Origin of the sequence: Cohnella sp. LGH, assembly GCF_017671885.1 — a bacterium.
GTDB lineage: Bacteria > Bacillota > Bacilli > Paenibacillales > Paenibacillaceae > Cohnella > Cohnella phaseoli.
The window spans coordinates 794,338-808,266 of sequence record NZ_CP072117.1; the positions used below are offsets into that span (position 1 = coordinate 794,338).

6 protein-coding genes, 6 tRNA genes and 3 rRNA genes are annotated in these 13,929 nt (G+C 54.0%); 13 read left to right on the plus strand and 2 right to left on the minus strand.

Annotation, left to right across the window (positions count from 1 at the left end):
- Window position 1: 1 nt before the first annotated feature.
- Window positions 2-1,696, minus strand: coding sequence for a M3 family oligoendopeptidase (locus J4772_RS03155; protein ID WP_209074123.1), 1,695 nt, complete (start codon window positions 1,694-1,696; stop codon window positions 2-4).
- A gap of 196 nt (window positions 1,697-1,892) precedes the next feature.
- Here J4772_RS03155 and J4772_RS03160 point away from each other — a divergent pair, with 196 nt between their 5' ends.
- The 11 genes from J4772_RS03160 to J4772_RS03210 all read left to right on the plus strand — a co-directional run bounded on the left by J4772_RS03160 (window position 1,893) and on the right by J4772_RS03210 (window position 8,386).
- On the plus strand, window positions 1,893-2,153 hold the full coding sequence (locus J4772_RS03160) for a DUF2508 family protein (RefSeq protein WP_209074124.1): 261 nt from the start codon (window positions 1,893-1,895) through the stop codon (window positions 2,151-2,153).
- Window positions 2,150-2,416: a pro-sigmaK processing inhibitor BofA family protein gene (locus J4772_RS03165; RefSeq protein ID WP_116065661.1), complete on the plus strand. Its 267-nt coding sequence runs from the start codon at window positions 2,150-2,152 to the stop codon at window positions 2,414-2,416. Before J4772_RS03160 ends, J4772_RS03165 begins: the two co-directional genes overlap by 4 nt.
- A gap of 384 nt (window positions 2,417-2,800) precedes the next feature.
- Window positions 2,801-4,354: ribosomal RNA gene (locus J4772_RS03170) — 16S ribosomal RNA — on the plus strand.
- A 198-nt stretch (window positions 4,355-4,552) separates the two neighbouring features.
- Window positions 4,553-7,594 (plus strand): 23S ribosomal RNA (locus J4772_RS03175).
- A gap of 82 nt (window positions 7,595-7,676) precedes the next feature.
- Window positions 7,677-7,793: ribosomal RNA gene (rrf, locus tag J4772_RS03180) — 5S ribosomal RNA — on the plus strand.
- Together the 16S, 23S and 5S rRNA genes with 6 tRNA genes alongside form the textbook arrangement of a ribosomal RNA operon.
- 40 nt (window positions 7,794-7,833) lie before the next feature.
- Window positions 7,834-7,909 (plus strand) — tRNA-Thr (locus J4772_RS03185).
- A 16-nt stretch (window positions 7,910-7,925) separates the two neighbouring features.
- A tRNA-Glu gene (locus J4772_RS03190) sits at window positions 7,926-8,000 on the plus strand.
- Between the two features lie 22 nt (window positions 8,001-8,022).
- Window positions 8,023-8,098, plus strand: a tRNA-Val gene (locus tag J4772_RS03195).
- 14 nt (window positions 8,099-8,112) lie between these two features.
- Window positions 8,113-8,187: transfer RNA gene (locus tag J4772_RS03200), tRNA-Gln, on the plus strand.
- 5 nt (window positions 8,188-8,192) lie between these two features.
- Window positions 8,193-8,268, plus strand: a tRNA-Lys gene (locus J4772_RS03205).
- Between the two features lie 35 nt (window positions 8,269-8,303).
- Window positions 8,304-8,386: transfer RNA gene (locus tag J4772_RS03210), tRNA-Leu, on the plus strand.
- A gap of 391 nt (window positions 8,387-8,777) precedes the next feature.
- On the opposite strand, the gene J4772_RS03215 is transcribed toward J4772_RS03210, so the two are convergent.
- Window positions 8,778-9,308 carry a hypothetical protein gene (locus J4772_RS03215; RefSeq protein WP_116061973.1) on the minus strand — a complete coding sequence of 177 codons (531 nt, stop codon included), beginning with the start codon at window positions 9,306-9,308 and terminating at the stop codon, window positions 8,778-8,780.
- Between the two features lie 224 nt (window positions 9,309-9,532).
- Between J4772_RS03215 and J4772_RS03220 the strand changes: the two genes are divergently transcribed.
- Both J4772_RS03220 and J4772_RS03225 read left to right on the plus strand, forming a co-directional pair.
- Window positions 9,533-10,204 (plus strand): response regulator transcription factor, encoded by a 672-nt coding sequence (locus tag J4772_RS03220; RefSeq protein ID WP_116061974.1) that lies wholly within the window; start codon window positions 9,533-9,535, stop codon window positions 10,202-10,204.
- Between the two features lie 187 nt (window positions 10,205-10,391).
- Window positions 10,392-13,784 carry a glycoside hydrolase family 44 protein gene (locus J4772_RS03225; RefSeq protein WP_209074125.1) on the plus strand — a complete coding sequence of 1,131 codons (3,393 nt, stop codon included), beginning with the start codon at window positions 10,392-10,394 and terminating at the stop codon, window positions 13,782-13,784.
- The last annotated feature ends 145 nt before the right edge of the window (window positions 13,785-13,929 follow it).

The window sequence follows — 13,929 nt, forward strand, 5'->3', positions numbered from 1 at the left end:
CCTATAACGTCTGATCCTGAACGCCGTTCAGCCACTCTTCAATACTTCCGATGACCGAGGTGACGCACCCGTCTTCGAACGGCGAGACCAATCCGGCCTCCTTCACCAGTTCGACGAAGGACAACGTACCTCCCAGACGGCACAGATGCAAGTAGTCCGCCCAAGCTTCGGTGCGATCCTCATGCATTCTTTTCCAGAACTGAAACGCACAGATCTGCGCCAACGTGTAATCAATGTAATAGAACGGCGAGTTGAAAATGTGGCCCTGTTTATGCCAAAATCCGCCCTGTTCATAGTAAGCGTTGTCCGCGTAATCGCGATGAGGGAGGTACTTCTTCTCGATATCGCGCCAGGCGCGTTTGCGCTCCGCCGGAGTCGCTTCCGGATTTTCGTACACATAATGCTGGAACTCGTCCACGGTGACTCCATAAGGCAGGAAGATCAATGCGCCCGCCAAGTGTTGGTAACGATACTTATCCGCCTCTTCCTCGAAGAAGAGATCCATCCACGGCCAAGCGAAAAACTCCATGCTCATGGAGTGGATTTCGCAAGCCTCATAAGTAGGGAAGCTGTACTCCGGTATGCCCAGTCGAGGGCTCTCATAAACCTGGAACGCGTGTCCGGCCTCGTGAGTCAGTACGTCGATGTCCCCCGCCGTCCCATTAAAGTTGGAGAAAATAAACGGAGCTCCATAATCGCTTATATAGGTGCAATATCCTCCGCTTTGCTTGCCCTTCTTGCTCACCAGATCCATCAATTCGTTATCTCGCATAAAACGAAAGAACTTGTCCGTCTCGGGCGACAGCTCGGCATACATTCGCGAGCCGTTGTCCACGATCCAATCCGGATCTCCCTTAGGCTTGGCATTACCCGACAGAAACGTAAGATTCTCATCATAGTAGAGCAGACGGTCGACGCCTATGCGCTTTCTTTGGCGTTCCTTCAGCTTGGTGACAGTGGGGACGATGTGCTCGTGCACCTGCTTGCGGAAGTTCGCCACCATTCCGGCATCGTATCCGATTCGACTCATTCTGGCGTAACCAAGCTCGACGAAGCTGGAAAAGCCTAGCTTACGAGCGATACTTGTCCGCACTTTCACCAGCTCGTCGTACAGATTGTCGAATTGTTCTTCGTTGGCGGACATAAATCCGGTTACCGCTTCCGAAGCGCGCTGACGCACTTCGCGCTCGGTCGATTGCTGGAACGGCGTCAATTGCGCGAGCGTTCTTTCTTCTCCCCCGAACGGGATTTTGGCGGAAGCGATCAGCTTGGCATATTTCGTCGTCAGTTTATTTTCCTGCTGAAGATCTTCGATTACCTCGGGGCTGAACGTTTTAAGCGACAGCTCCACCATCCGGAACAATTGCGAGCCCCACTTCCGTTCGAGTTCAGGGCGGAAGCGGGAATTCACGAGCTCTCGATAATAATCGTTCACATACTCCTGGACCACGGGGCCGCTTTCATCGAAAAAGTCCTGCTCGGCTTTGTAGAATTCGTCCTCTGTATTGATCGAATGGCGGATACCGGCGATTTCCCTCATAGATTCGAAGGTATTGCGCAGCTTGTTGAGCTCCGTCATGGCGGAGCTTTGCTCCTCGAAGCTATCGGCGGATGCGAATGTGCCCAGATGGGCTTTGAAGTCGCGCTCGATCGCTTGCACGTCCGGGCGTTCGTAGCGATATTCGGCGAATTTCATTTTACTGCTCCTCTCCTATTTGTATCGATTGGTTTCATGAATTAGCCTCCAATATCCTCCCTTGGTTATTCGATGAGCCGTTCGGGTAACCCTGCTTTATGATCTGGCAGTTCTAAGAGACTTCAGCCTTCTCATAGAAATAACTATAGGTTGTCCCTCGATTAGGGGATGCATGAGCGAAGGGGAGGGTTTCAATATGGAATGGTTAAGAAAACGTAGATCAAGCGCGGCGCGGCCGATCGAAAATGAGACGCTGATTGCGGACATTCGTAGAGCCGAGCAGGAGTGGAAGATTGCGGAATGGAGATTTCAGCATGCATTGGGCGACGATCATGTGGACTATGCGATCTACTGTCTGGAAGCCGCCGAGAAAAAGCTGGGCATGCTGCTCAAACAGGCAAAGGGAAGGTTTGGCGAATCCGCCGAGTTTATTAAGGAGGTGCGAGAAGCGAAATGAAAATGTTCTGGCTTGCTTTGCTAGTCGTGTCGGGGTTATCGCTGATCGTCGTGCTCCTAAGGCGCAACGTTCCTAAGGGCTGGCTGACAAGGTTCGGCATTCATCTGGTGTTGGCCGCGCTGGCGCTATACGCGCTGAACTTCTCGGGATGGGTGACCGGTTGGTATGTTCCGCTGAACCCGTTTACGATTGGAACCGTTGCTCTGCTAGGGGTGCCGGGCATCGGTCTGGTGCTGGGGTTGCAATGGACGCTGCTGGCCTAAGTTCGTTTGGAAGAAGTCCAGACAGTGTTAGAAAGTACGGAATGCGATGAAAAATAAGCTTTTGCGAAAAATGTTGTCGCAGGCAGTTGACGCGTGAGGTTGCATGTGTTAAATTAGATCTCGCGCCTCTTGGGCGGTCGAAAAGATCGGCGAAAGCGGTCGAGAAGATCAACAAAAAAAATCGGGTTTTGGAATAAAAAACTTGTTGCAAACCGATTGGGCGCTGTGGTATATTATAAAGGTCGCCTCGAGCGGCACTGAACAAAGAAACACCGATTGTTCTTTGAAAACTGAACATTGAGCGTAAGAAACAAAAACGTCGGAAGACGGCTTCGGTCGTCGGAAGGCAAACCAGCAATAAAGTAATGAGCCTTCTGGCTCTCTATTATGGAGAGTTTGATCCTGGCTCAGGACGAACGCTGGCGGCGTGCCTAATACATGCAAGTCGAGCGGATCTCTGATGGAGCTTGCTCCTGATGAGGTTAGCGGCGGACGGGTGAGTAACACGTAGGCAACCTGCCCCCAAGATCGGGATAACATTCGGAAACGAATGCTAAGACCGGATACACGGTTTGGTCGCATGATCGGATCGGGAAACACGGAGCAATCTGTGGCTTGAGGATGGGCCTGCGGCGCATTAGCTAGTTGGTGGGGTAACGGCTCACCAAGGCGACGATGCGTAGCCGACCTGAGAGGGTGAACGGCCACACTGGGACTGAGACACGGCCCAGACTCCTACGGGAGGCAGCAGTAGGGAATCTTCCACAATGGGCGAAAGCCTGATGGAGCAACGCCGCGTGAGTGAGGAAGGCTTTCGGGTCGTAAAGCTCTGTTGCCAGGGAAGAATAAGGATCATTTAACTGATGATCCGATGACGGTACCTGAGAAGAAAGCCCCGGCTAACTACGTGCCAGCAGCCGCGGTAATACGTAGGGGGCAAGCGTTGTCCGGAATTATTGGGCGTAAAGCGCGCGCAGGCGGCTCTTTAAGTCTGGTGTTTAAGTGCGGGGCTCAACCCCGTGACGCACTGGAAACTGGGGAGCTTGAGTGCAGAAGAGGAGAGCGGAATTCCACGTGTAGCGGTGAAATGCGTAGAGATGTGGAGGAACACCAGTGGCGAAGGCGGCTCTCTGGACTGTAACTGACGCTGAGGCGCGAAAGCGTGGGGAGCAAACAGGATTAGATACCCTGGTAGTCCACGCCGTAAACGATGAGTGCTAGGTGTTGGGGGTATCATGCCCTCGGTGCCGAAGTTAACACATTAAGCACTCCGCCTGGGGAGTACGGTCGCAAGACTGAAACTCAAAGGAATTGACGGGGACCCGCACAAGCAGTGGAGTATGTGGTTTAATTCGAAGCAACGCGAAGAACCTTACCAGGTCTTGACATCCCTCTGAATCCGGTAGAGATATCGGCGGCCTTCGGGACAGAGGAGACAGGTGGTGCATGGTTGTCGTCAGCTCGTGTCGTGAGATGTTGGGTTAAGTCCCGCAACGAGCGCAACCCTTGAACTTAGTTGCCAGCACGTTATGGTGGGCACTCTAGGTTGACTGCCGGTGACAAACCGGAGGAAGGCGGGGATGACGTCAAATCATCATGCCCCTTATGACCTGGGCTACACACGTACTACAATGGCCGGTACAAAGGGCCGCGAAGCCGCGAGGTGGAGCCAATCCCAACAAAGCCGGTCTCAGTTCGGATTGCAGGCTGCAACTCGCCTGCATGAAGTCGGAATTGCTAGTAATCGCGGATCAGCATGCCGCGGTGAATACGTTCCCGGGTCTTGTACACACCGCCCGTCACACCACGAGAGTTTACAACACCCGAAGTCGGTGGGGTAACCCGCAAGGGAGCCAGCCGCCGAAGGTGGGGTAGATGATTGGGGTGAAGTCGTAACAAGGTAGCCGTATCGGAAGGTGCGGCTGGATCACCTCCTTTCTAAGGAGCTCTTCGGAGCTAATCAAAGTCCACGGTCCGCAAGGAAGTGGCAAACGTTTCTTACGCTCATGTTCAGTTTTGAAAGAGCAATCTTGCACCTTGAAAACTGGATATCGAACCAAACTGCATACAATCTAACGATTGCATGCTGCGCGAAGAAGAATGAAGCATCTCTGCCTTACTAGTGTCAAACGACTGGGTTAAGCTAATAAGTGCGCACGGAGGATGCCTAGGCGCCAGGAGCCGATGAAGGACGCGACGAACAGCGATATGCTTCGGGGAGCTGTAAGTGAGCTTTGATCCGGAGATTTCCGAATGGGGAAACCCAGCTATCGTAATGGATAGTTACCTTCGAGTGAATACATAGCTCGTCGGAGGCATACCAGGGGAACTGAAACATCTAAGTACCCTGAGGAAGAGAAAACAACAGTGATTCCGTCAGTAGCGGCGAGCGAAAGCGGATTAGCCCAAACCAGAGGGCTTGCTCTCTGGGGTTGTAGGACGTCTCACATGGAGTGATAAAAGAGCACATTAGGCGAAGAGGTCTGGAAAGGCCTGCCACAGAAGGTAAAAGCCCTGTAGCCGAAAGTGTGTTCTCTCCGAGACGGATCCTGAGTACCGCGGGACACGTGAAACCCCGTGGGAATCCGGCAGGACCATCTGCCAAGGCTAAATACTCCCTGGCGACCGATAGCGAAGCAGTACCGTGAGGGAAAGGTGAAAAGCACCGCGGGAGCGGAGTGAAAGAGAACCTGAAACCGTGCGCTTACAAGAAGTCAGAGCCCGATCTAGGGGTGATGGCGTGCCTTTTGTAGAATGAACCGGCGAGTTACGTTCACGTGCAAGGTTAAGCTGATGAGGCGGAGCCGAAGGGAAACCGAGTCTGAATAGGGCGCTTAAGTACGTGGTCGTAGACCCGAAACCGTGTGATCTACCCCTGTGCAGGGTGAAGGTGCGGTAACACGCACTGGAGGCCCGAACTCGTGAGCGTTGAAAAGCTCTGGGATGACGTGGGGGTAGGGGAGAAATTCCAATCGAACTCGGAGATAGCTGGTTCTCCCCGAAATAGCTTTAGGGCTAGCCTCGAGGTTGAGCATCATGGAGGTAGAGCACTGATTGGGTGCGGGGCCCGCCAAGGGTTACCAAGTCCAGTCAAACTCCGAATGCCATGGATGTATACTCGGGAGTCAGACGGCGAGTGCTAAGATCCGTCGTCAAGAGGGAAAGAGCCCAGATCATCAGCTAAGGTCCCCAAGTGTGTGTTAAGTGGGAAAGGATGTGGAGTTGCGAAGACAACCAGGATGTTGGCTTAGAAGCAGCCACCATTTAAAGAGTGCGTAATAGCTCACTGGTCGAGTGACTCTGCGCCGAAAATGTAACGGGGCTAAACACACCACCGAAGCTATGGCATGTCGTAGTCTTCACTTTGTTCTGGTTAAGCACCGGGACATTTCGTCAGAATCAACCGCTAAGGTTGTTCAAGGATTCTGACCAAATGCGCCCAGCTAAGCACACCAGGGTGAAGTGAAGACTACGACTTGGGTAGGGGAGCGTTGAATGCGGGTAGAAGTCAGACCGGAAGGACTGGTGGACTGCATTCAAGTGAGAATGCCGGTATGAGTAACGAAAAGACAGGTGAGAATCCTGTCCGCCGAAAGCCTAAGGGTTCCTGGGGTAGGTTCGTCCGCCCAGGGTAAGTCGGGACCTAAGGCGAGGCCGAAAGGCGTAGTCGATGGACAACAGGTTGAAATTCCTGTACCACCGTAATCCGTTATGAGCGATGGGGGGACGCAGGAGGGAAGCGACGCGAGCCGATGGATGTGCTCGTCCAAGCAGTGAGAGGGGTATGTAGGCAAATCCGCATACTGTAACCTTGAGCTGTGATGGGGAGGGAAAATCACAGTACCGAAGGTCGTACACCCACGCTGCCAAGAAAAGCCTCTAGCCAGGAGAAGGTGCCCGTACCGTAAACCGACACAGGTGGGCGAGATGAGAATTCTAAGGCGCGCGGAAGAACTCTCGTTAAGGAACTCGGCAAAATGACCCCGTAACTTCGGGAGAAGGGGTGCCTCGGTAGGGTGAATAGCCCGAGGGGGCCGCAGTGAAGAGGCCCAAGCGACTGTTTAGCAAAAACACAGGTCTGTGCGAAGCCGTAAGGCGAAGTATACGGGCTGACGCCTGCCCGGTGCTGGAAGGTTAAGGGGAGTGGTTAGGGGCAACCCGAAGCTGTGAACCGAAGCCCCAGTAAACGGCGGCCGTAACTATAACGGTCCTAAGGTAGCGAAATTCCTTGTCAGGTAAATTCTGACCCGCACGAATGGCGTAACGACTTGGGCGCTGTCTCAACGAGAGATCCGGTGAAATTTTAGTACCTGTGAAGATGCAGGTTACCCGCGACGTGACGGAAAGACCCCATGGAGCTTTACTGTAGCTTGATATTGAACTTTGGTACGGTCTGTACAGGATAGGTGGGAGCCGATGAAGCTGGGGCGCAAGCCTCAGTGGAGGCGCCGTTGGGATACCACCCTGATCGTATCGGAGTTCTAACCTGCTGCCCTGAATCGGGCAGAGGGACCGTGTCAGGCGGACAGTTTGACTGGGGCGGTCGCCTCCTAAAAAGTAACGGAGGCGCTCTAAGGTTCCCTCAGCGCGGTTGGAAATCGCGCGAAGAGTGCAAAGGCATAAGGGAGCTTGACTGCGAGACCTACAAGTCGAGCAGGGAGGAAACTCGGACTTAGTGATCCGGTGGTACCGAATGGAAGGGCCATCGCTCAACGGATAAAAGCTACCCTGGGGATAACAGGCTTATCTCCCCCAAGAGTCCACATCGACGGGGAGGTTTGGCACCTCGATGTCGGCTCATCGCATCCTGGGGCTGAAGTAGGTCCCAAGGGTTGGGCTGTTCGCCCATTAAAGCGGTACGCGAGCTGGGTTCAGAACGTCGTGAGACAGTTCGGTCCCTATCTGTCGCGGGCGTAGGAAATTTGAGAGGGGCTGTCCTTAGTACGAGAGGACCGGGATGGACGCACCGCTGGTGTACCAGTTGTTCCGCCAGGAGCATCGCTGGGTAGCCAAGTGCGGAAGGGATAAGCGCTGAAAGCATCTAAGCGCGAAGCCTGCCTCAAGATGAGATTTCCCAATTCGTAAGACCCCTGGAAGAACACCAGGTTGATAGGCTCGGGGTGGAAGCGCAGCAATGTGTGGAGCTGACGAGTACTAATCGGTCGAGGGCTTATCCTAACCTCGTGCGATGCAAATCGCTACGAACAGGGCGCAAGCCATGAATGCCATGTTTAACATGGTTTGAAATGAAGCAATCTGGTCTGGTGATGACGGCGGAGGGGTTCCACGCGTACCCATCCCGAACACGACCGTTAAGCCCTCCAGCGCCGATGGTACTTGGACCGCAGGGTCCTGGGAGAGTAGGACGTCGCCAGGCTGGATTGATTCCTCTATCGCTGTGTATAAGTAAGGACCATGCTCTCATAGCTCAGTAGGTAGAGTGCATCCATGGTAAGGATGAGGTCACCGGTTCGATCCCGGTTGAGAGCTCCATTTCCCTACTATCCATGGCCCCTTGGTCAAGCGGTTAAGACACCTCCCTTTCACGGAGGTAACAGGGGTTCGAATCCCCTAGGGGTCACCATCTTCTTTAATATCGTTATCGTGGAGGCTTAGCTCAGCCGGGAGAGCATCTGCCTTACAAGCAGAGGGTCGGGGGTTCGATCCCCTCAGCCTCCACCATTTATTCCTACCGTTGGGGATTAGCCAAGCGGTAAGGCAACGGACTTTGACTCCGTCACTCCTAGGTTCGAATCCTAGATCCCCAGCCATTCTCGAGCCATTAGCTCAGTTGGTAGAGCACCTGACTTTTAATCAGGGTGTCGAAGGTTCGAGTCCTTCATGGCTCACCATTCTTTCCATATCCGGATCGAATGCAAGCGAATGCGCGCGTATGGCGGAATTGGCAGACGCACCAGACTTAGGATCTGGCGGGCAACCGTGGGGGTTCAAGTCCCTCTACGCGCACCATACTAATAAGACGACCTTTAGATCCAATGAGATCTAAAGGTTTTTTGATGTTTTTGGATTTCCTGATCTCCTTTCTCAAGAGGAAAGTTTATATAGAAGGATTATATAGAGCGGAAAATCCGCGTTAAATTCCTCAAATGGGCCGTTGCGGAAGATTTAGAGCTGCTATTCCGCGTTAATTTCGCAAAAAGTGGAGAATCGCGAAATTAGAGCGGGATAGCCGCCTTAAATTGCTCTAAAATGGTGCGACAGCGGAATTAAGCTGGAATTTCCGCTTAAATGAGTAATGCTACATACTTCCCTCAAGCGAATCGAACCGGGTAGCAGCTGCGATTGCTGCAAGGGCATGCTGACGGCCGGTTCGACCTTGACGGATATGCGGGGGAGAGGCTCAGGCTCTACGAGCACGCCCTTGCAAAATGTAGTAAGCAAATACGACATAACAGAGACCCCAGGCGACGGACCCTAGATCGGACACGGCAGGGATAAAATAAATGCCGGGATATACGATGAATAGAATCAGGCTCCAAATGGGATAAACGCGGGCACGGATCGCCGTTATGCCGAAGACGATCTGACCGATCAGCGCCAACACGGAGTTAATGGGCATCAGCGTTGAAATATAGCTGTGGTCCTCCGGCAGCAAGCCTAGCATGTTGTTCCAGACGAGCGCTACGGTCAACGAGCTGCTAACGGAGAGGAGCAATACCGAGACCAATCCGAGCATACCGCTTCTCGGCGCCTGGTACAGGTAAACTCCGATGATGCCGATACCCATCAACACGCAGGCGACGAAGCCGCAAATCAGCTCCTGCATACTGTTGCTTCCCCAGATGTAGGCGGATGGCGCCATGCAGATTCGCGCTATGCCGCCCAGCAGGGCAACGGCGCCTAAAATTCGTGTGATTTGTTTTACTTCCATGAAAAACGTTCCTCCTCGATGAGTGGTGGAAATTCGCCGTTCTGACTCGGAATGGTGAAAGTCCTTCACCCATCGTAGATCGTGTTCACCTGTACGAATAGTTACCTTTTGTCATCATCTTCGTCATGCCTGTCATGATCGTGTTCATACCTCTATACGCTTCAAGCGACGTTTGCTAAACTTTATCCATTGAATGAATAGGGGAACGTAAAGGGTGAGGTAACATGATTTCCATCATCATCGTGGATGATCAGAGACTGCTCAGAGAAGGCCTGCAGACGCTTCTTCAAACCGAAGAGGGACTGGAGATCTCGGCCTTGTGCGCCAACGGAAAGGAAGCCTTGCAAGCGGTCCAGGAACATAAACCTGATGTTGTGTTAATGGATATAAAAATGTCGGGGATGGACGGTATTGATGCTATGAAGCGGATTAAGAGAGAGTATCCCGGCACCGTCGTGTTGATGCTTACGACCTTCGCGGAGAACCGTTATATTGTCGATGCGATGGCAGGCGGAGCCGACGGCTTTCTGCTGAAGGACATGTCATCCCGAATCATTGTTCAGACGATACGCGATGCGATGAACGGGGAGGTGATATTGCCGGCGCCAATCGCGTCGAAGCTTGCTGCCAAGCTGTCCGTTTTATCCGAAGGAAGAGCAGATCGGTTCGATGAACGCAAGCTCAGAGAAAGCGGGTACAGCTTTACGGTGCGAGAGCGGAAGATTATCGAGCTTATGACCGAGGGCTATACGAATAAGCAAATTTCATCATCGCTGTTCATGAGCGAAGGGACCGTCCGGAACTATATTAGCGTCATCTACAATAAAGTGGGTACGAACGACAGAATAGCCGCTGTTGCCATCCTAAGCGGCTTGCTTCTGGAAGACGTCTATTAAGTAATTCATCCTTCATACGCTGCTACGCCGCTTAAGTCATACCGGACCGCCGAGCGGCTTTTTGCCGTTCCCGCAAAGGAGTCTCGCTGCCAAGTAGTGACAATAACTGTGACAGTCTGTAACTATCGAGTGGACGATCCTGTCCAGTAAAATGGGGGTGTTACTAACTAGAAAAGGAGCACTGTTAATGGGGACAAGCATGAAAGCTAAGGGCCGGTCCAAGGTGGCTGTCCTGCTGACGACGGCGATGCTGTTTACTCAGCTGGCGGTTCCGGGACCGAGAGCCCTCGGCTCGGAGATCAATCAGCTGAGCGTATTCGACGATCAGTTGGAGGAAACGTTTCACAACAACAGCTGGGCGGGCGTCAGCCTGGACGAGACGGGGACGGTGTATGAAGGGAGCCGTTCGATCCGGTTCGAAGCCAACGAAGGGCAAGCCGTCTATTTGTACAAGGATCGCATTATGAATGCGGGGGAGTATGATGATTTCAGCTTCTGGCTGCGCGGAAGCGGCCAAGGGGGACAGTCGTTTAAGCTGGCGTTCACGCTTGGCGGGCAGGCGCTTGCGGAGCTTAACTCCGCCGATTTGCTGCCTGACGGCATACCTGCCGGGGAATGGGTGAAAGTGACGGTTCCGCTTGACGAAGCCGGCGTGCAAGGATGGATGGACGGCATCTTGATTTGGGGTGCAGGGCAGCAAGAGCCGTTGTTCTTGGACAATATCTCGTTTACCGGTCAAGGCGGAAGCCAAGAGCCTGGCGGAAATCCGGGAGGAGAACCGGGTGAGGGGCCAGGCAATGAAGATCCGGGCAATGAAGATCCAGGCAATGAAGAGCCGGGAGATCCGATCGAGCCGATTGAAGGATTTTACCTGTACGACGACAAGCTGGCGGATTCGGTAACGAACAACAGTTGGGGCCAGGTCAACCTTGCGGACAGCTCGGTCAAACGGACGGGTTCCCGTTCGATTCGCTTCACGCCGAACGGCGACGGAGCGTTGTATCTGTACAGTACGCAACTGTTGACGGTCAATGCGTACGAGAAGCTGAGACTGTGGGTGAACGGAGGCTCCGCAGGCGGACAGAAAGTGCAATTGGCGCTGACTGCCGGAGGCGCTACAGCGTTCGAGCGTTCGTTGGAACACTGGCTGCCGGACGGCGTACCCGCAGGGGAGTGGGCGCTGATCGAGATGGATCTGGCCGAGCTGGGGCTGGAGCACCGCCTGTTCGACGGCATTCGCTTGACTGGCCTGGAGCCGGGTAAGCAAGCGCCGCTTTATCTGGACGACATCGCGATTACTTCGAGACAAGCGGCGCAAGCTGCCGTGCTTGAGCTCAGAATCGATCAGCCGCGTCTGGTCATGCTGCCGGGAGAACACCGTCAGATTCAGGCTGAGACACTCCTGCAATCGGGTGACACGGCTATCGTGACGGGCAACACAGAGTGGACGGTTGACCAACCGGAGCTTCTGTCCGTTGAAGGCGGCGAACTGGTTGCGCTGCAGCCGGGCATTGCGAAGATTACGGCAACTCACAAAAATTTTACGACCGAAGGGTTCGTACAAATTACGGAAGTTCAGGCGGAGCAGGTGTACGATGAATCGCTTGCCGCAGGCTTCCATAACTACAGTTGGCACGAAAAGGACTTCGCCAATATGGAGCAGGCCAGAAGCGGCAGTCGCTCGATCAAGTTCGAGCCGGACGGCTGGGACGGCGTATGGGTATCCGGCGAGTCCAAGAAGTCCGTGGAAGATTATTACGGCATTCGGTTCTGGCTCCATGGGGGAAGCACCGGCGGCCAGGAGCTGCTGTTCCATTTTTACAACGGAAATCAGTCGCTCGGTTCGCTTGATCTGAACGAGGTATTCCCGAATGGCTCTCTGCCGGCCGGTCAATGGACGGAAGTAACGGTCAGCTTGGCCGATCTCGGTCTCGATCTCGGATTTTTCGATGGCTTTATCGTTCAGGCTGCAACGGAGCAGAACCAGGAAGCGATCTATATCGACGATATTGCGTTCCTGTCCAACCCGAATGCCGGGCAACTGCCTGAGCCGGAGCTGCCGCTCGTTACCGTGTCTGTCGATCAGACCTCGGAGCGGAAGCCGATCAGCAACAATATTTACGGCATTAACTATGACGAAGGTCATCCGACGACTTCTACTCTGCCTTTTGAAGTGGAACGTTGGGGCGGCAACCAAACGACTCGTTACAATTGGCAGTTGAATGCGGCGAATCGTGCCAGCGACTGGTTCTTCATCAACTATCCTTACGATGATCAGGACTGGGACCCTTCGCAGGGCTCGCTGTCGGATCGGTTTGTCGAGCGAGTGCTTGCGCGCGGAAATCAGGTACTGATGACGATCCCGACGATCGGCTGGACGCCGAAGGATCGCACGGTCAGCTATGGCTTCTCGCAGCAAAAATACGGAGCCCAACAAGAGGGAGCATGGGAACTGCCGGATGCCGGCAACGGAGTGTTCAGGGACGGAACGTCAGTGACGAACAACGATCCATCCGACACCTCGATTCGCGTCGGAACGGAGTTTGCAACCGATTGGGTTCGCGATATGGCGGCCAAATCGAACGATAAAGTCCGCTTGTATGCGCTGGACAATGAGCCGGACCTGTGGCATGTGACGCATCGCGACGTTCATCCGGAGGCTCCGACTTATGACGAGCTGTGGAACAAAACGGTGGAGTACGGCACGGCGATTAAGCAAGCCGATCCTGACGCTCAATTGTTAGGCCCTGTATCGTGGGGCTGGTGCGGTTACTTCTACTCCCCTGCCGACTGGTGCGCCGACGGCCCGGATCGCCAAGCACACGGCGGAACGCCTTTCCTGGAATGGTACTTGCAGCAGGCGAGCCGTCATGAGCAGGAGACCGGCATGAAGCTGGTCGATTATTTGACCATTCACTATTACTCTCAAGAGGGCGGAGTTCCATCCGAGAATGAAAGCCCGCAAGTCTCGAAACGCCGCTTCCAGGCGCTCAAGGCGCTGTACGACACTAATTTCGTCGATCAATCGTGGATTCAAGAGCCGATCCGGCTCATTCCGCGCATGAAGGAAATCATCGAGCGCAATCAGCCTGGCGTGAAGCTGGCGATTACGGAGTACAACTTCGGCAACGGCTTCGGCGTTACGGCAGGTCTGGCGCAGGCGGAAGCGCTCGCGATCTTCGGCAGAGAGGGTGTCGATCTGGCGACTCGCTTCGGCAACTTCGAGGCGGATACGCCGATCGAGGATGCGTTTAAGCTGTACCTGGATTATGACGGCCAAGGCTCCAAAATCGAAGGAAGCAGCGTTCGCACCAACTCGTCGCTCTTTGACGCAGTAGGCTCCTATACGATCGAAGGAACTGACGGCAAGACATATGTGCTGCTGTTCAACAAGGACACGTTAAGCCGGGATGTTCAATTGGAACTGGGCGAAGGCTTTGACGCTGCGGAGGTTTACGCCTTTGATGCGATTCGTCGTCTGGCCAAAACCGGAGACCTGGCAGCAAGCGAGAACGGCTCTGTGTCTTTGAAACTGCCGAAGCGTTCGGCAACGCTGCTTGTGGTGGACCCTTCGAACTGATTTAGACCGGTATTGAAGGAGCAAAGGTATAAAATTAAAGCGGCTTCCCGGTCCGTCGATCCTGACGGAGGGGCGGTCGCTTCTTTCGTGCATCGGTCTGCCGGATTGATCAACTTAAAAGGGATCGTCCCGACAGGCGGCGCAA